The organism is Cellulomonas endophytica (genome assembly GCF_004123805.1).
GTDB classification, from domain to species: Bacteria; Actinomycetota; Actinomycetes; order Actinomycetales; family Cellulomonadaceae; genus Cellulomonas; species Cellulomonas endophytica.
Genome location: NZ_RWJX01000019.1, coordinates 14,149 through 30,060 on the forward strand (window position 1 = coordinate 14,149; position 15,912 = coordinate 30,060).

Annotated in this window: 18 protein-coding genes; 11 read left to right on the forward strand and 7 right to left on the reverse strand. The window is 76.3% G+C overall.

The window, feature by feature from the left end; all coding sequences use genetic code 11:
* Positions 1-37: 37 nt before the first annotated feature.
* Both EJA20_RS07835 and EJA20_RS07840 read right to left on the reverse strand, forming a co-directional pair.
* Positions 38-673 (reverse strand): potassium channel family protein, encoded by a 636-nt coding sequence (locus EJA20_RS07835; RefSeq protein WP_240675202.1) that lies wholly within the window; start codon positions 671-673, stop codon positions 38-40.
* A gap of 118 nt (positions 674-791) precedes the next feature.
* Positions 792-2,147 carry a TrkH family potassium uptake protein gene (locus EJA20_RS07840; protein WP_129337635.1) on the reverse strand — a complete coding sequence of 452 codons (1,356 nt, stop codon included), beginning with the start codon at positions 2,145-2,147 and terminating at the stop codon, positions 792-794.
* A 262-nt stretch (positions 2,148-2,409) separates the two neighbouring features.
* Here EJA20_RS07840 and EJA20_RS07845 point away from each other — a divergent pair, with 262 nt between their 5' ends.
* The 7 genes from EJA20_RS07845 (at position 2,410) to EJA20_RS07875 (ending at position 9,553) form a co-directional block, all read left to right on the forward strand.
* On the forward strand, positions 2,410-3,555 hold the full coding sequence (locus EJA20_RS07845; protein WP_205687416.1) for an acetoin utilization protein AcuC: 1,146 nt from the start codon (positions 2,410-2,412) through the stop codon (positions 3,553-3,555).
* A 115-nt stretch (positions 3,556-3,670) separates the two neighbouring features.
* Positions 3,671-3,928: a helix-turn-helix domain-containing protein gene (locus EJA20_RS07850; protein ID WP_129337600.1), complete on the forward strand. Its 258-nt coding sequence runs from the start codon at positions 3,671-3,673 to the stop codon at positions 3,926-3,928.
* 160 nt (positions 3,929-4,088) lie between these two features.
* A complete protein-coding gene (locus EJA20_RS07855) occupies positions 4,089-4,187 on the forward strand; it encodes a 30S ribosomal protein bS22 (protein WP_003792170.1) in 99 nt (32 codons plus the stop codon).
* A gap of 215 nt (positions 4,188-4,402) precedes the next feature.
* Positions 4,403-5,413: a LacI family DNA-binding transcriptional regulator gene (locus EJA20_RS07860; protein ID WP_129337636.1), complete on the forward strand. Its 1,011-nt coding sequence runs from the start codon at positions 4,403-4,405 to the stop codon at positions 5,411-5,413.
* Positions 5,414-5,599: 186 nt separating this feature from the next.
* A complete protein-coding gene (arfA, locus tag EJA20_RS07865; RefSeq protein ID WP_129337601.1) occupies positions 5,600-7,108 on the forward strand; it encodes an arabinosylfuranosidase ArfA in 1,509 nt (502 codons plus the stop codon).
* The gene (locus EJA20_RS07870; protein WP_240675196.1) at positions 7,105-8,247 is read left to right on the forward strand and encodes an arabinan endo-1,5-alpha-L-arabinosidase; all 1,143 of its coding nucleotides are present in this window, start codon (positions 7,105-7,107) and stop codon (positions 8,245-8,247) included. The genes arfA and EJA20_RS07870 overlap by 4 nt, the downstream gene beginning before the upstream one ends.
* Position 8,248: 1 nt before the next feature.
* Positions 8,249-9,553, forward strand: a complete 1,305-nt coding sequence (locus EJA20_RS07875) for an alpha-galactosidase (protein WP_420836416.1) — start codon at positions 8,249-8,251, stop codon at positions 9,551-9,553.
* Between the two features lie 27 nt (positions 9,554-9,580).
* Here EJA20_RS07875 and EJA20_RS07880 read toward each other — a convergent pair whose 3' ends face one another.
* From EJA20_RS07880 to EJA20_RS07895, 4 genes are all read right to left on the reverse strand, one after another.
* Positions 9,581-10,099 (reverse strand): DUF1990 family protein, encoded by a 519-nt coding sequence (locus EJA20_RS07880; RefSeq protein WP_129337602.1) that lies wholly within the window; start codon positions 10,097-10,099, stop codon positions 9,581-9,583.
* Positions 10,096-10,995, reverse strand: a complete 900-nt coding sequence (locus EJA20_RS07885; RefSeq protein WP_240675197.1) for a YndJ family protein — start codon at positions 10,993-10,995, stop codon at positions 10,096-10,098. The genes EJA20_RS07880 and EJA20_RS07885 overlap by 4 nt, the downstream gene beginning before the upstream one ends.
* Entirely contained in the window at positions 10,992-11,684 is a 693-nt protein-coding gene (locus EJA20_RS07890; RefSeq protein WP_129337603.1) for a TetR family transcriptional regulator, read from the reverse strand. The genes EJA20_RS07885 and EJA20_RS07890 overlap by 4 nt, the downstream gene beginning before the upstream one ends.
* A gap of 152 nt (positions 11,685-11,836) precedes the next feature.
* Entirely contained in the window at positions 11,837-12,652 is an 816-nt protein-coding gene (locus EJA20_RS07895; protein WP_129337640.1) for an HAD family hydrolase, read from the reverse strand.
* Positions 12,653-12,841: 189 nt separating this feature from the next.
* Between EJA20_RS07895 and EJA20_RS07900 the strand changes: the two genes are divergently transcribed.
* The gene (locus tag EJA20_RS07900) at positions 12,842-13,129 is read left to right on the forward strand and encodes a glutaredoxin family protein (protein WP_129337604.1); all 288 of its coding nucleotides are present in this window, start codon (positions 12,842-12,844) and stop codon (positions 13,127-13,129) included.
* A 112-nt stretch (positions 13,130-13,241) separates the two neighbouring features.
* Here the strand turns inward: EJA20_RS07900 and EJA20_RS07905 are convergent, their stop codons facing one another.
* Positions 13,242-13,802, reverse strand: coding sequence for a YceI family protein (locus EJA20_RS07905; protein ID WP_129337605.1), 561 nt, complete (start codon positions 13,800-13,802; stop codon positions 13,242-13,244).
* 132 nt (positions 13,803-13,934) lie between these two features.
* On the opposite strand from EJA20_RS07905, the gene EJA20_RS07910 reads away from it, so the two are divergent.
* From EJA20_RS07910 to EJA20_RS07920, 3 genes are all read left to right on the forward strand, one after another.
* Positions 13,935-14,531, forward strand: coding sequence for a MarR family winged helix-turn-helix transcriptional regulator (locus tag EJA20_RS07910; RefSeq protein ID WP_129337606.1), 597 nt, complete (start codon positions 13,935-13,937; stop codon positions 14,529-14,531).
* A gap of 78 nt (positions 14,532-14,609) precedes the next feature.
* Positions 14,610-15,266, forward strand: coding sequence for a histidine phosphatase family protein (locus EJA20_RS07915; protein WP_129337607.1), 657 nt, complete (start codon positions 14,610-14,612; stop codon positions 15,264-15,266).
* Positions 15,267-15,271: 5 nt separating this feature from the next.
* A complete protein-coding gene (locus tag EJA20_RS07920) occupies positions 15,272-15,904 on the forward strand; it encodes a TlpA family protein disulfide reductase (RefSeq protein ID WP_240675204.1) in 633 nt (210 codons plus the stop codon).
* Positions 15,905-15,912: the final 8 nt, after the last annotated feature.

Consider the following 15,912-nt stretch of genomic DNA (forward strand, 5'->3'; position numbering starts at 1 on the left):
GCGGGCGGCCGCGGGTGGTGACGCCGGCGACGGCCCGCTACGGGCGGGCAGCGAAGCGCTCGAGGAGGTCGGCGTTGCCGGAGACGATGAGCAGGTCGTTGGCGGAGATCCGGGTCTCGGGCACGGCGTACACGAAGTCGACGCCCGGGCTCTTCACGCCGATGACCGTGACGCCGTACCGCTCGCGGATCTTCGACTGGGCGATCGTGAAGCCCTGCGTCTCCTTCGGCGGGCGCATCTTCACCACGGTGAAGCCGTCCTCGACCTCGATGTAGTCGAGCATCCGCCCCGAGACGAGGTGCGCCACCCGCGCGCCGGCGTCGGCCTCGGGCAGGACCACGTGGTGCGCGCCGATGCGCCGCAGGATCCGGGCGTGCTCGTTGGAGATCGCCTTCGCCCAGATCTGGGGGACGCCGATGTCGACGAGGTTGCCCGTGATGAGCACGCTCGCCTCGAGGTAGGAGCCCACCCCCACGACGGCGGTGGGGAAGTCCCGCGCGCCGAGCTGCTCGAGGGCGTCGGGGTTCGTCGCGTCGGCCTCGACGAGGGGCAGGCGCCCCGACCACTGCGCGATGAGGTCGGGCTGGCGCTCGACCGCGAGGACGTCGCGGCCGAGGCCCTCGAGGGTCTCGGCGATCGCGGAGCCGAAGCGGCCCAGGCCGATGACGAGCACGCCGCCGCCGGCGGGCGCCTCCTCGCGTCCGGTGCCGCGGTCCCGGGGGCGGGCCGGCTCGCGGCCCTCCCGGGCCTCGCGCAGGCCGCGCAGACCGCGGACGCGGGGGCGGTCGGTGTCAGCCAATGATCGGCCTCTCCTCGGGGTAGCGGATGACGCGGCGGCGGCTGCGCAGCGCGAGCGCCGCCGCGAGGGTCATCGTGCCCGTCCGGCCGACGAACATCAGCACGGTGAGCACGTACTTCGCGGGGTCGGGCCAGCCGCCGGGCTCCTGCGTCGACAGGCCGCAGGTGGCGAAGGCGGAGATGACCTCGAAGAGCACGATGTCGAGCGTGTAGCCCGTGATCGCCAGCAGCAGCAGCGACGAGACGAGCACGATCGTCGCCGAGACGAGCGAGACGGCGATGGCGACCTGGAGGGCGGTGCGCGGGATGCGCCGGCGGAACGCCTCGACGTCCCGGTCGCCGCGGGCCTCCGCGACGATCGCCAGGAGCATGACCGCCAGCGTCGTCACCTTGATGCCGCCGGCCGTCGACGCCGAGCCGCCCCCGACGAACATGAGGGCGTCCATGAGCAGCCAGGTGCCCTCGTGCATCTCGCCGACGTCGACGGTCGAGAAGCCGCCGGAGCGCGGCATGACCCCGGCGAAGAGCGAGGCCAGGAACGTGCCCGCGGCGTCGAGCGGCTTGAAGGTCCCGGGGTTCGTCCACTCGAACGCCGCGACGAGCACCGCACCGACCACCACGAGGGCCGCGCTCGTCGTGATGGTGAGCTTGGAGTGCAGGGACCAGCGCCGCGGCTCGCGCAGGCGGCGCAGCACGTCGAGCAGCACGGGGAAGCCCAGGGACCCGATGAAGACCCCGACGATGATGGGCAGCAGCACCCACCAGTCCGAACCGTAGGGGACCAGGCCCTCGGCCGTGGGCACGAACCCGGCGTTGTTGAAGGCCGAGACCCCGTAGAAGACGGCGTGCCAGGCGGCGGTCCCGACGCCCTCGCCGTCGATGACGAACCGGGGGAACAGCACGAGCGCGATGGACGCCTCGAGCACGGTCGACGTGAGCACGACGGTCCGCACGAGCGAGCCGACCTCGCCCAGCCGCGTGAACTTCGTCTCGGACTGCACGAGCAGCCGCTGCGTCAGCCCGATGCGCCGGGACACGGCGGCCCCGAGGATCGAGGCGAGCGTCATGACGCCGAGGCCGCCGATCTTGATCGCGACGAGGATGACGACGAGGCCGAGCACGGACCAGTACTCGCCGGTCGGGACGACGACGAGCCCCGTGACCGTGGTCGCGGAGGTGGCGGTGAACAGCGCGTCGACGAAGAGCGGCCGCTCCCCGGACACCGTCGCCCACGGCCCCCACAGGCCGAGCGTCACCAGGCCGATGACGGAGGCGAAGACGCCGATCGCGAGCCGGGCGGGGGAGTGGCGGGCCGCCCGGTCGAGGAAGTCGCGCGAGCGGCGGGGCATGGCGAGCTGGGCGGTGTCCACGCGTGCGCCTCCCTGCCTCGACCCGCGGCCCCCGGGCGGGACCCGCGCCATCCTGCCGCGTCCGCGCCCGGGACGCGCCGGGACGCCCCGGGGCGCGCCCGGGCGGCTGGTCCGCGCCGCCCGCCGCACCGCCCGCCGCACCGCTCGGTCGACACCGGCGCGACGGGGTGCAACGGTGTGGCTCGTGCGAGCGGGCGAGGGCGGACGGGGCGCGACGGTGCGCGTCGTGTGGTCGCCGGAGATGCTCGGCTACGACTTCGGGCACGGGCACCCCATGACGCCCGAGCGGCTCGACCTCACCCTGCGCCTCGTCGACGCCCTGGGGCTGCTCACGGCGCCCGGCGTCGAGGTCGTCGGCGCCGACCCCGTCGACGACGCGGTGCTCACGACCGTCCACGAGCCCGCCTACGTGGCGGCGGTCCGGCGCGCGGACGCCGAGGGCGTCACGGACCTCGCCCGGGGCCTGGGCACGGAGGACAACCCCGTGTTCCCCGGCATGCACGAGGCGTCCGCCCGGGCGGTGGGCGCCTCGCTCGTCGCCGCGCGCGCGGTCTGGGACGGCGAGGTCGCGCACGCGGTCAACGTCGCGGGCGGGCTGCACCACGCGATGCCGGGCGCGGCGTCGGGCTTCTGCGTCTACAACGACGCGGCGGTGGCGGTGCGGGAGCTGCTGGACGCCGGCGCCGAGCGGGTGGCCTACGTGGACGTCGACGCCCACCACGGCGACGGCGTGCAGGCCGTCTTCTGGGACGACCCGCGGGTGCTCACGGTGTCGGTGCACGAGACGGGCGTCGGCCTGTTCCCGGGGACGGGCCACGCGACCGAGACCGGCGGCGCCGGGGCCGAGGGGTCGGCGGTGAACCTGGCCCTGCCGGCGCGCACGGACGACGCGGGGTGGCTGCGCGCCTTCGACGCCGTGGTCCCCGCCGTCCTGCGCGCGTTCGACCCGCAGGTGCTCGTCACGCAGCACGGCTGCGACGCCCACCGCGCCGACCCCCTGAGCCACCTGCGCCTGACGGTCGAGGGCCTGCGGGCCGCCGCCGAGCGGCTGCACGACCTGGCGCACGAGCTGTGCGACGGCCGGTGGGTGGCGCTGGGCGGCGGCGGCTACGCGGTGCTCGACGCCGTGCCGCGGGTGTGGGCGCACCTCGTCGGGGTGGCGGCCCACCACCCCGTCGGCACGACCGCCGCCGTGCCCGAGCCGTGGCGCACGCGCGTCGAGGAGCGCACGGGCCACGCCGCCCCGACGCGCATGGGCGACGGGCCCCTCGTCGCGGTCGTGCCGTGGTCGCGCGGCTGGGACCCCGCGGACGACCTCGACCGGGCCGTCCGGGCCACCCGGACCGCGGTGTTCCCCGCCCTCGGCCTCGACGTCGACCTCGACTGACGGCCGCGCCGGTCGCGCCCCCACGGGAGGCCCCGTCCCACTACTGTGTCGCCTGCGCACCCGGACGCGGGCCGCGCGGATGCCGGTGGACCCGGCCCGGACGAGGATGGCCCCCATGGACGAACCCGCAGACGCCCGCACCGGGGACGGTCCGGCGCGCACGCGGTTCCTCACGGTGCAGGAGGTCGCGGAGACCATGCGGGTCTCCAAGATGACCGTGTACCGCCTGCTGCACGCGGGGGAGATGCCCGGCGTGCGGGTCGGCCGCTCGTTCCGCGTGCCCCAGGACGCGCTCGAGCGCTTCCTCGCGACCTCGCCCGCGGCGCGCCCCGAGGACGGCGGGACCCGGGCCGCCGGACGCCTCTCGTCGTAAGGCCGTCGCGCCGGGGCCCGCGCATCGCGTAGGGTGGCCCCTCGGACCTGTCGGCGTGCGCCGGCCCGGCGCGCCCGCGTCGACGACACGCACGCCGGCCGCCACGTCAGCAACCGGACGGCCCGTCGCGACCGTCCCCGGATCGAGCGAGGACACGCCCATGGGCTCCGTCATCAAGAAGCGCCGCAAGCGGATGGCCAAGAAGAAGCACCGCAAGCTCCTGCGCAAGACGCGCCACCAGCGCCGCAACAAGAAGTGACCCCCGCGACGGGCCCGGCAGCACCGCTGCCGGGCCCGTCGTGCTGCCCGGGCGCCCCGGGTGGGCGGGGTCCGACGCACGGCCCCCGGGCCCCGGCGGACCGGGGCCCGACGGGCTCGTCGCCCGAGCGTCCTACGACGTCGTAAGGTCGCCCCGTGACGACCGCCGCCGCGCCGGGCGCCCGGGCGGGAGGCCGCCGGGCCGCCGCCGTGACGATGCACGACGTCGCGGCCCGCGCCGGCGTCTCCATCAAGACGGTCTCGAACGTCCTCAACGGGTACCCGTACATCCGCCCTGCCACGCGGGACCGGGTCGAGGCGGCGATCGCCGACCTGGGCTACCAGATGAACGTCTCGGCCCGGAACCTGCGCCGGGGCCGCACGGACCTCGTCGGGCTCGCGGTGCCCGAGCTGTCCCTGCCGTACTTCGCCGAGCTCGCGGACTCCGTCATCCGCGCCGCGGAGGCCCGCGGCGTCACCGTCGTCGTCGAGCAGACGGGGTCGGTGCGCGAGCGCGAGCTCGAGGTGCTGCGCGGGCCGCGGCGCCAGTTCACGGACGGGCTCATCTTCTCGCCCCTGGAGCTCGGGCCCGGGGACCTCGAGGCGTTCGCGGTCGACTACCCGCTCGTGCTCCTCGGCGAGCGGGTGTTCGACGCCCCGGCCGACCACGTGACGATGGACAACGTGGCGGCCGCCCGGGCCGCGACCCAGCACCTGCTCGACCTGGGCCGACGGCGCATCGCCGTGGTCGGCGCCCACCCCGGGGAGAGCGTCGGCAGCGCGGCCCTGCGCGTGCAGGGCTACCGCGAGGCCCTGGCGGCGGCGGGCCTGCCCGTGCGTCCCGAGCTCGTCCGCGAGGCGGGGCTGTGGCACCGCTCCACGGGCGCCGAGGCGACGTCCGCCCTGCTCGACGAGGGCGTCGAGGTCGACGCGATCTTCGGGCTCAACGACGCCCTGGCGCTCGGGGCGCTGCACGCGCTGCACGACCGCCGCGTCGACGTGCCCGGGCGGATCGCGGTCATCGGGTTCGACGACGTGGAGGAGACGGCCTTCTCCTCGCCCACCCTGAGCACGATCGCTCCGGGGCGTGACCAGATCGCCCGGACCGCGGTGGACCTCGTGCTGGCCCGCGTGGCGGCCGGGGGCGAGGACCCCGGCCCGCCCCGGCGGGTCGTGGCGGACTTCGCGCTGGTGGCGCGCGCCTCGACCCTCGGCGCCGGGGCCTGAGCCCGGGCCGGCCGACCTCGCCCGCAGCCGGCGGTGGTCGACGGGCGGTGGTTGACGCCCTCGCGCGGACCGTGCGACTGTGGCGTTACAACGATGTAGCGACCGGCGCGGTCGCCTCGTCCCCTCTCGCGCGCCGCCCCCGTACCTCGTGCACGCGGGCCGCACCGACCCCGTCCTGGAGGACCCATGGCCGCCGTCCGTCTGACCATCGACCCGGCGTTCCGCGTCGGGCCCGTCCGCCGACGTACGTTCGGGTCCTTCGTCGAGCACCTGGGCCGCTGCGTCTACACGGGCATCCACGACCCGGAGCACCCGACGGCCGACGCGGACGGCTTCCGCGGCGACGTCATCGCGCTGACGAAGGAGCTCGGCATCTCCACGGTGCGCTACCCGGGCGGCAACTTCGTCTCGGGCTACCGCTGGGAGGACGGCATCGGCCCGCGCGACGAGCGGCCGGCGCGCCTCGACCTGGCCTGGCACTCCACGGACCCGAACCTCGTCGGCGTCGACGAGTTCCTGCGGTGGACGGCGAAGTCCGGCACGGAGCCGATGATGGCGGTGAACCTGGGCACCCGCGGCGTGCAGGAGGCCCTCGACCTGCTCGAGTACTGCAACGTGCGCGGCGGCACCTACTGGTCCGACCTGCGCCGCCGCAACGGCGCCCCCGAGCCCTACGACATCCGCATGTGGTGCCTGGGCAACGAGATGGACGGCCCGTGGCAGATCGGCCACAAGACGGCCCACGAGTACGGCCGCCTCGCCGCGGAGACCGCGCGCGCCATGCGGATGATCGACCCCGACCTCGAGCTCGTCGCCTGCGGCTCGTCGTCGAGCGCGATGCCGACGTTCGGCGCCTGGGAGCGCGAGGTCCTCGACGAGACCTACGAGTTCGTCGACCACATCTCCGCGCACGCGTACTACGCGGAGGAGGACGGCGACCTCGGCTCCTTCCTCGCCTCCGCGGTGGACATGGACCACTTCATCTCCTCCGTGTCGTCCGCCGCCGACACGGTGCGCGCGCACAAGAAGCTGTCCAAGCGCATCCACATCTCCTTCGACGAGTGGAACGTCTGGTACCAGAAGCGCGCCGAGTCCCGGCCGCCGACGGGCGCGGACTGGCCCGTGGCGCCCGTGCTGCTCGAGGACCGCTACAACGTGGCGGACGCGGTCGTCGTCGGGAACCTGCTCATCTCCCTGCTGCGCAACACGGACCGCGTCCACGCCGCCTCGCTGGCGCAGCTCGTCAACGTCATCGCGCCGATGATGACCGAGCCCGGCGGCCGGCTGTGGCGCCAGACGACCTTCCACCCCTTCGCCCAGGCCTCGCAGCACGCGGCGGGCGAGGTGCTGCGGGTCGCCGTCGAGGCGCCGACGTACGAGACGGCCCGCTTCGGCGACGTGCCGCTCGTCGACGCGGTCGCCACCTGGGACGCGGAGGCCGGCGCCCTGGCGGTCTTCGTCGTCAACCGCTCGACGACGGACCCCGTCGCGCTCGACGTGGACCTGCGCTCCGTCCCGGGCCTGCGCCTGGTCGAGGCGACGTCGCTGAGCAACCCCGACCACACGTGGACCGCGTCCGCGGACGACGACACCTCCGTCCGGCCGCAGCCCAACGGCACGGTCGCGGTGGCCGACGGCCGCCTCTCCGGGACGGTGCCCCCCGTGTCGTGGAGCGTCCTGCGGCTCGCGCTGTGACGGGGGCGGCCCGGCGGCGGACCGTGCGCGCCACCGCCGCGGCCGCCCTGGCGCTCGTGGTCGCCGGCGGCGCGGTGGCGGGGCTCGCGCTCGCCGACGCGGGCCCCTTCGCAGGGCCCTCCGGCGGGTCGGACGGCGGCGGGGTCCGCGAGCCGGCGGCCACCGTGGTCCCCGCGACGGGCGACCTGGCCGTCCACGACCCGGCGCTCGTCGTCGGCGAGGAGGGCGAGCCCTGGTACGTGTTCTCCACCGGGGACCTGCGCGTGGGCTACGGCGCCCCGCAGGTCCGCCGCTCGCTCGACGCGGGCCTCACCTGGGAGCCGGTCGGCACCGTCTGGGACGAGGAGACGCGCCCGCGCTGGGTCTACGAGCGCATCCCGACCGTGTCGAACTTCTGGGCCCCGGCGGTCTGGGAGCACGACGGTCTCTGGTACCTGTACTGGTCGGCGTCCACCTTCGGGAAGAACACCTCGGTCATCGGCCTGGCGACGAGCCCGACCCTCGACCCCGACGACCCCGCCTACGCCTGGACGGACCGCGGCGAGGTGTGGAGCTCGGGACCCGTCGACGACTGGAATGCCATCGACCCCTCCCTCGTCGAGGACGCGGACGGCACGCCGTGGATGGCGTTCGGCTCCTTCTGGGGCGGCATCCACCTCCTCGAGCTCGCGTGGCCCGACGGGAAGCCGGTCGACCCGGCGGCGGACCCCGTCCGGCTGGCGATCCGGGGCGATGCCGTGAACTCGATCGAGGGGCCGCAGGTCGTCGCCCACGACGGCTGGTTCCACCTCTTCGTCTCGCGCGACACGTGCTGCCGCGGCGTCGACTCCACCTACAGCATCGGGGTGGGCCGGTCCCGCGAGGTCACCGGCCCCTACGTCGACCGCGAGGGCCGGCGGATGGCGGACGGGGCGAGCGAGGACGTGCTCCTCACCCGCGGGGACGCGATCGGCCCCGGCGGGCAGTCCGTCAGCGGCGGCGTCCTGGCCCACCACGTCTACGACGGGACGCGCTCGGGCGCGGCGACGCTGGGCCTGCGGGTCCTGGCGTGGGACGACGAGGGCTGGCCGGTGGCGACGACGGCCGAGGAGCAGCAGGACGACCGGGACGAGCAGGACGACGACGAGGGGAGGGGCTGAGGTGCTCGCGAGCACGCCGCCCATGGGGTGGAACAGCTGGGACTGCTACGGCACCACGGTCACCGAGGAGGAGGTGCTCGCCAACGCGCGCGTGCTGGCGGAGCGGCTCCTGCCGCAGGGCTGGGACACGGTCGTCGTCGACATCGCCTGGTACGACCCGACCGCCCGCGCCCACGGCTACAACGACGGCGCCCCGGTCGAGCTCGACGGCTTCGGCCGTCAGCTCCCCGCGACGAACCGCTTCCCCTCGGCTGCCGGCGGCGCCGGTTTCGCCCCGCTGGCGGAGCGGGTCCACGCGCTGGGGCTGAAGTTCGGCGTGCACGTCATGCGGGGCATCCCGCGCCGCGCGGTGGAGCTGGACCTGCCCGTCGAGGGCACGTCCTGGACGGCGTCGCAGATCGCCGACCCCGACCACGTGTGCGCGTGGAACCCCGACAACCTCGGCCTCGACCACGGCCACCCCGGCGCCCAGGCCTGGTACGACGCGCAGGTCGCGCAGCTGGCCGCGTGGGGCGTGGACCTGCTCAAGGTGGACGACATGCAGGCGCCGTTCTACGAGCGGGAGATCGCCGCCTACAGCCGGGCGATCGAGCGCAGCGGCCGCCCGATCGTGCTGTCGCTGTCGCCGGGCACGCACCTGTCGACCCGGCACGTGGACCACCTGCGGGTCACCGCCCAGATGTGGCGCATCTCCGACGACCTGTGGGACCGGTGGGAGGACGTCCACGCCCAGCTCGCCCGGCTCGCGCGGTGGGCGCCGTTCCAGCGGCCCGGGGGCTGGGCGGACGCCGACATGCTGCCGCTGGGCCGGATCGGGCTGCGGGCCGAGCGGGGGGAGCCGAGGGACAGCAGCCTCACGTGGGACGAGCAGCGCACCCTGCTGACCCTGTGGTGCATGGCGCGCTCGCCGCTCATGCTCGGCGCGGACCTGCCCTCCACCGACGAGGCGACGTTCGGCCTGCTCACCGCGCCGGCGGTGCCGGAGGTGCTGAACGGCAGCACCGACGGTGCCGAGGTCGTTCGCGAGCCGGTCGAGGACGGGGAGCTGGTCGTCTGGGCGGCGCGGTCGGCGACGACCGACCGGGCCTACGGGGCGCTCGTCTGGACCGGTCCGACCGCCCGCACGGTGCGCGTGCCCGTGGCGACGGTCGTCGGCACCGGGGCCGGGGCGCGCCCGTGGGCGCTCACGGATCTGTGGGCGGGGACGCAGGACGCGCCGGAGGGCGGGCTCGCGCTCGTCGGCGGGGAGCTCGAGGCGCACGTGCCCCCGCACGGGGTGCGCTGGGTGGCTCTCGACCCCGCGTGACGCCGCGGCGGCGCGGTCGGACCGGCCCTACGCCGCCCGCCCGCGCCGCAGCCGGCGCCGGGCGCCGAGCGCCAGGAGCGCGACGAACGCCCGCTGGCCGACCGGCACGGCGGGGCCGAGCGCCCGGGTCAGCGGGTGCACCGGCCGGCTGAAGGCGCGCACGACGAACCACAGGTCACCCGCGGCGTCGCGCTCGACGACGAAGGCCTCCTCGCCGGAGAACACGTGCCCGGGTCGGGTGCCGTAGGCGAAGCCGACCCGTCGCGCGTCGGCCACGGTCCACACCACCGTGCACGGCGCCGGGACGCGGGCGCGGCCGAGGCCCAGCAGGGCCTCGACGTCCACGCCCGGGGCTGCGCGCGGGGCGCCCGTGCGCAGCCGGACCCCCGCGGCTGCGTGGACCCGCCAGGCGAGCAGGTCCTCGCCGACGCGGGCGAGGTCGGCCGCGGTCCCGGGCCCGAGGCGGTGCCGCACGCCGAGGCGGCGGTGCCCGGCGGGCGGGGTGCCGGCGCGGGTGGCTCCGACGGCGTCGTACGTGAGGCTCACAGCACCCTCTCCCCGGCGACGAGGCGCCACCCGACGAGCCCGCAGAGCCCGAAGCCCAGCGCGTTCGCCAGGCCGTGCGTCGCCACCATCCACGACAGCGACGGGTGCGGCCACCCGGTCGCCTCCCCGACGGCCCAGACGAGGGCCAGGGCCATCGTGACGACGAGGACGAGCGCGCTCGTGCCCAGCAGGGGTGCGGCCAGGCGCTCGACCGCGCGGCCCCGTCCCGCGCCGAGCCCGCCCGTGCGCACGGCGGGGAGCACCCGCGTCCAGACGAGGTGCGCGACGAGCCACATGCCGGCGGTGAGGACCACGGCGCCCACGAGCTCGGCGGCGTCGCCGAGGAAGTACCCGACGAGCACGAGGAGCGTGCCGGCGGGGACCGTCGCGGCGGCGACCTGGGCCCGTCGGCCGGCCGCCCCGTCCTGCACCAGGCGTCCGACGAGCCCCGCGACGAGCGCGGCGGCGAACCCGGCGACGTGCAGGTGCGGCACGGTGAGCGCCAGGATCCCCAGGGAGAAGCCGAACAGCTCCGTGCCGGCCCGCTCCGCGACGAGCGCCGTGGCGCCGGCCAGCGGGGTGCCCAGGGCGGTGAGGGCGGCCAGCTCGTGCACCGCCGTCGTCGGTGCGGGACCCGCCCGCCGGGTCCGGCACCACCGGGCCGCGCGCCGCACGCCCAGGCCGAGCAGCACGAGCGTGGCCGCCGCGTACAGCGCGGCCAGGGCGACGGCGACCGGCCCGCGCGGGAGGGCGAGGGAGGCGGCCCCGGCGGCCCCGACGACCGGCCACCACCGCAGGCGCGGCACGCCGCCGAGCAGCCGCAGGCCCAGCGGCAGGAGCACGACGAGCCCGAGCGCGACGACGAGGTCCACGACCACCCGGGCGGCCGGGCTCACGGGCGGGCCGCCGCGACGAGGGCGAGCAGGTCGTCCACGGGCCCGCGCAGCACGGGCAGCCGCGCCAGCCCGACGAGCCGGGCCAGCAGGGGCACCGCGCGGTCGACGAGGGCCCGCGTGCGCGCCTGCCCGGGCGAGGCGTCGTGCACCCAGTGGAGGAGGACCCCGAGCTCGGCGAGCCAGAGCAGCTCGGGCAGGTCGGCCCGCAGCCGCCGCGGCACCGCGGGCCGCGCGCCGTCGACCGTCCGGCGGAGCAGGTCGAGGGCCCGCTCGCGCGCCTGCCCCGAGGCCTCCGAGAAGGGGCTCGCGCCCGAGCCGGGCCGCAGGGCGACCGTCACGAACTCCGCGCCGAAGCCGTGGTACGGCGCGAAGGCGTCGAGGCCGGCGTGCAGGACCGCGCCCAGCCGGGCGGCCAGGTCCCCACGGTCCGCACGGTCCCCGCCGTCGTCGCCGTCGTCGCCGTCGTCGCCGTCGCCCAGCAGCGGGACGGCCCGGGCGTGGTGGTCCTCGACGACCTCCCGGTACAGCTCGTGCACGAGGTGCCCCTTGGAGGGGAAGTAGTAGTACGCGATGCCGGTGGCGACCCCGGCCTCCGTGGCGACCCGGCGCATCGTCGTGCGCTCGTAGCCGTGCTCCCGGAAGAGGCGGAGGGCGGTGTCGCGGACGAGGTCGCGCGTGCTGCCGGTCATCGGGCTCCTCGAACGTGTTCTTGAACGTGTTCAGCCTGAACGTGTTCAAGGTACGGCACGCCCGGCTGCCCGGGGATCGACCGGAGGGGTGGTCCGGGCGCGCCGGAGGACGGCCGCGGCAGGGGGTGCCCGCCGCCGCGCGGGTCGGGGCGTCAGCCGCGCAGGGAGCGGTGCAGCGCGCGGCCCGTGACGGAGAGGACCCAGGCCGCGCCGGCGAGGGCGGCGGCCGCGGTGCCGCGCCGGCGGGCGGTGCGGGCGCGGCCGCGGAACTCGCGCACGGGCCAGCCGCGGTCGGCCGCGTGGCGGCGCAGGCGGCGGTCGGGGTTGATGGCGCAGGGGTGGCCGACGCTGGTGAGGATGGCCAGGTCATTGGCCGAGTCGCCGTAGGCGTAGGACGCGGACAGGTCGAGGCCCTCGCGCTCGGCCAGCGCGCGCACGGCCTCGGCCTTGGCCTCGCCGTGCAGCAGGTCCCCGACGAGCGCTCCGGTGTAGTACCCGTCCCGGTGCTCGGCGACGGTGCCGAGGCCGCCGGTGGCGCCGAGGCGGTGGGCCAGGAGCGCCCCGATCTCCACAGGCGTCGCGGTGACGAGCCAGACCTCGTGCCCGGCGGCGACGTGGGCGTCGAGCAGCCGCTGCGTGCCGGGGTAGATGCGCAGGGAGAGCACCTCGTCGTACACGTCCTCCGCGATCGCGGTGACCTCGGCGACGCTGTGGCCCCGCATGATCGACAGCCCGCGCGAGCGCACCTGGTCGATCTGCTCGCGGCTCTCGCCGAAGGCGAGGTACCGGGCCTGGATCGCCGCGAAGCGCCAGATGTCGCGCTTGCGGAAGAACCCCCGCTGGTAGAGGCCCACGGCGAGGTGGAAGGCCGACGCGCCGCGGATGATCGTGTTGTCGACGTCGAAGAACGCCCCGACCCGGGGCGAGCCGGACGGCGCGGGCGTCACGCCGGCCACCTCGGCGGCCACGGCGGCCGCGGCGCGCGGCCCGACGGACGGTGCGCCGGGCGGTGGGGCGGGCGGTGCGGCGAGGGCTGCGTCGGGCGGGGCGGTGCCCGCGCCGGCGGTGCCGGGCTCCTCGGCCCTCTCGCCCTGGCGCACGGGGCCACTGTAACCAGGGCCGCGACCGTGTCGAGGTGCGCGGCCTACGCTGGCCGGATGGGCGGCGAGGAGGGGCACGGGGCCGGGCGGGACGACGCACGCGTGGTGCTGTACGGGCGGGCGGGGTGCCACCTGTGCGACGAGGCCCGAGCGGTCGTCGCGCAGGTCTGCGACGACGCGGGCGCCCGGTGGGCGGAGGTCGACGTCGACACGGACCCCGGGGTGGGCGCTGCACTGCGCGAGGAGCTGTCCGAGCTCGTGCCCGTCGTCGAGGTGGACGGGGTGCGCCGGGGGTTCTGGCGCATCGACCCGGCGCGGCTGCGCCGGGCGCTCGCGACGCCCTGACCGCCGCGTCGCGCCGGCGGGGGCGGTCGCACGGCCGAGGGCCGGCGCCGGGCGGTCCCGGCACCGGCCCTCGGGCGGTGCTGCTGCGGTGCGCCGGTGGGCGCGGGGGTGCTCAGGCCTGGGCGATGAGCGAGGCGTCGATGGTGATGACGACCTTGTCGGAGACGAGCACGCCGCCGGCCTCGAGCGCGGCGTTCCAGGTCAGGCCGAAGTCCTTGCGGGAGATCGTCGTCGAGGCCTCGAAGCCGATGCGGCGGTTGCCGAAGGGGTCGGTCGCCGTGCCGTTGAACTCCGTGGCGAGCTCGACGGAGCGGGTCACGCCGTGGATCGTCAGGTCGCCCATGACGACGTGCGCGTCGCCCTGGGCGCGGACCTCGGTGGAGACGAAGGACCACGTCGGGTAGGTCTCGACCTCGAAGAAGTCGGCGCTCTTGAGGTGGCCGTCGCGGTTGGCGTCCTTCGTGGAGACGGTCGCCGGGTCGAGCGTGACCTGGACGGAGGAGGACTCGAGGCCCTCGCCCACGACGACGGTGCCCTCGACGATGCCGATGGTGCCGCGGACCTTGGAGATGCCGGCGTGACGGACGGTGAAGGCGGCCTCGGAGTGCGACGCGTCGAGCGCGTAGGTGCCGGCGACGAGACCGATGGGCAGGGCGGTGGCGGTGGTGGTCATGGCGTGTCTCCTGGTGCGGGGCGAGGGGTGGGCCGACGGTTGAAACCTCAACCGCTCGATGGTTGAACTTTCTACTACACTGTTCTTGTTCCCGCAAGCATCGGGCGATGGTCCGCACGGAGTGGAGGCGACATGAGCAGCACCGCACCGGCCCCCGTGGCCGTGACCGAGGGCGTCGAGACGCAGGGGCAGGGGCAGGGTCCGGGGCAGGCTCCCGAGCAGGGCCCGGAGCAGGGGGCCGCGCCGGTGCGCTGGCTCACGGAGGAGGAGCAGGGGCACTGGCGCGCCTTCCGCGACGGCACCGCGCGGCTCCTGGACGTCCTCGCGCACGAGCTGGACGCGGGGAGCGGGCTGTCCCTGCACGAGTACGAGCTGCTCGTGCGCCTGTCGGAGGCGCCGGGCCGGACGCTGCGCATGTCCGAGCTCGCCGCGGGCCTCGCGCACTCGCGCAGCCGGCTCACGCACACGGTCCGGCGCATGGAGTCCGCCGGGATGGTCGAGCGGCGGGCCTGCGCCTCCGACGCCCGCGGCGTCGAGTGCGTGATGACCGAGCAGGGGTGGGCCACCCTCGTCGCCGCGGCCCCCGGCCACGTCGCCTCGGTGCGCGCGCACCTCGTCGACGTCCTCACGCCCGAGCAGTTCCGGGCCCTGGGCGACGCGATGCGCGCGGTCGGGGCCGACCTCGACCGCATCGGGTGCCCCGTCCGGGCGACCCACGTGGGCGGGTAGCGCGAGGCTGAGAGCGGCCCGTCCCGGGCCGGCCGGGGGCGTGCCGGGCACCCAGGAACGTCTGTGAGACTGGGGGCCATGCTCCCCACCACCGTGCACCTGCTGCGGCACGGCGAGGTGCACAACCCCGCCGGCGTCCTCTACGGGCGTCTGCCCGGGTACCGCCTCTCCGAGCGCGGCGAGGCCATGGCGCGGACCGTGGCCGACCACCTCGCGGGCGTCGACGGCGGCGAGCGGCACGACGTCACGCTCGTCGTGGCCTCGCCCCTCGAGCGCGCCCAGCAGACCGCGGGCCCGCTCGCGGACGCCTTCGGGCTCGAGGTGGGCACGGACGAGCGGCTGCTCGAGGCGGAGAACGCGTTCCAGGGGCTGACGTTCGGCGTCGGCGACGGCTCCCTGCGCCACCCGCGCCACTGGCCGCTGCTGCGCAACCCCTTCCGGCCGTCCTGGGGCGAGCCGTACCGGCAGCAGGCGGACCGCATGCTGTCCGCGGTCGACAGCGCCCGCGTGCGCGCCCGCGGGCACGAGGCCGTCCTCGTGAGCCACCAGCTGCCGGTGTGGATCGCCCGGCTGGCGGCCGAGGGGCGTCCCCTCTGGCACGACCCGCGCCGCCGGCAGTGCTCCCTGGCCTCGCTGACGTCGTTCCGCTTCGAGGACGACACCCTCGTGGGCATCCGCTACAGCGAGCCGGCGGCCGCTCTCCTGCCCGGCGCGAACCCGGTCCCGGGGGCGTGAGCACGGTGCAGGTCCCGGTGCAGGTCCTGGCGGGCGGCAGGTGGGGCCGCGCGCGCAGGGCGCTCGCGGCGGCGCTCCTCGTCGCCCTCGCGGCCGGCGGCTGCTCCGCGGGCGGGGGCGGCGGGGGCGGCGGCACGGCCGACGTGGTCGACCAGGGCTACCAGTCCGGCGACGGCAGCACGACCCAGTGGCCGGCGGCCGAGCGCCCGGGGCCCGTGGAGCTCGTCGGGACGGACTACGAGGGCGGGACGCAGGACGTGTCGGCGTGGCGCGGGGACGTCGTCGTCCTCAACACCTGGTACGCGGCCTGCCCGCCCTGCCGCGCGGAGGCCCCGGACCTCGTCGCCGTGGCGGAGGAGTACGCCGACCGCGGCGTGCACGTGCTCGGCATCAACGGCACGGACGCGGCCGGCGCGGCGCAGCCCTTCCAGGAGCGGTTCGGCGTGCCCTACCCGAGCCTGGAGGACACGGACGGCTCCGCGGTCGCCTCGCTCCAGGGCACGGTGCCCGTCAACGCGGTCCCGACGACGGTCGTGCTCGACCGCCAGGGACGCGTCGCCGCGCGCGTGCTCGGGCTCGTGGAGGGCTCGACCCTGCGCGCCGTCGTCGAGGAGCTGCTGGCCGAGGAGCCGGCGTGAGTGCCGAC

Bases quoted from the DNA above. Each gene is read 5' to 3' on its own strand.
- EJA20_RS07850 (WP_129337600.1), top strand. From the start codon at position 3,671: ATGGACGAACCCGCAGACGCCCGCACCGGGGACGGTCCGGCGCGCACG.
- EJA20_RS07845 (WP_205687416.1), top strand. From the start codon at position 2,410: ATGCTCGGCTACGACTTCGGGCACGGGCACCCCATGACGCCCGAGCGG.
- EJA20_RS07905 (WP_129337605.1), bottom strand. From the start codon at position 13,802: ATGACCACCACCGCCACCGCCCTGCCCATCGGTCTCGTCGCCGGCACC.
- EJA20_RS07900 (WP_129337604.1), top strand. From the start codon at position 12,842: ATGGGCGGCGAGGAGGGGCACGGGGCCGGGCGGGACGACGCACGCGTG.
- EJA20_RS07855 (WP_003792170.1), top strand. From the start codon at position 4,089: ATGGGCTCCGTCATCAAGAAGCGCCGCAAGCGGATGGCCAAGAAGAAG.
- EJA20_RS07890 (WP_129337603.1), bottom strand. From the start codon at position 11,684: ATGACCGGCAGCACGCGCGACCTCGTCCGCGACACCGCCCTCCGCCTC.
- EJA20_RS07915 (WP_129337607.1), top strand. From the start codon at position 14,610: ATGCTCCCCACCACCGTGCACCTGCTGCGGCACGGCGAGGTGCACAAC.
- EJA20_RS07910 (WP_129337606.1), top strand. From the start codon at position 13,935: ATGAGCAGCACCGCACCGGCCCCCGTGGCCGTGACCGAGGGCGTCGAG.
- arfA (WP_129337601.1), top strand. From the start codon at position 5,600: ATGGCCGCCGTCCGTCTGACCATCGACCCGGCGTTCCGCGTCGGGCCC.
- EJA20_RS07840 (WP_129337635.1), bottom strand. From the start codon at position 2,147: ATGCCCCGCCGCTCGCGCGACTTCCTCGACCGGGCGGCCCGCCACTCC.
- EJA20_RS07860 (WP_129337636.1), top strand. From the start codon at position 4,403: ATGCACGACGTCGCGGCCCGCGCCGGCGTCTCCATCAAGACGGTCTCG.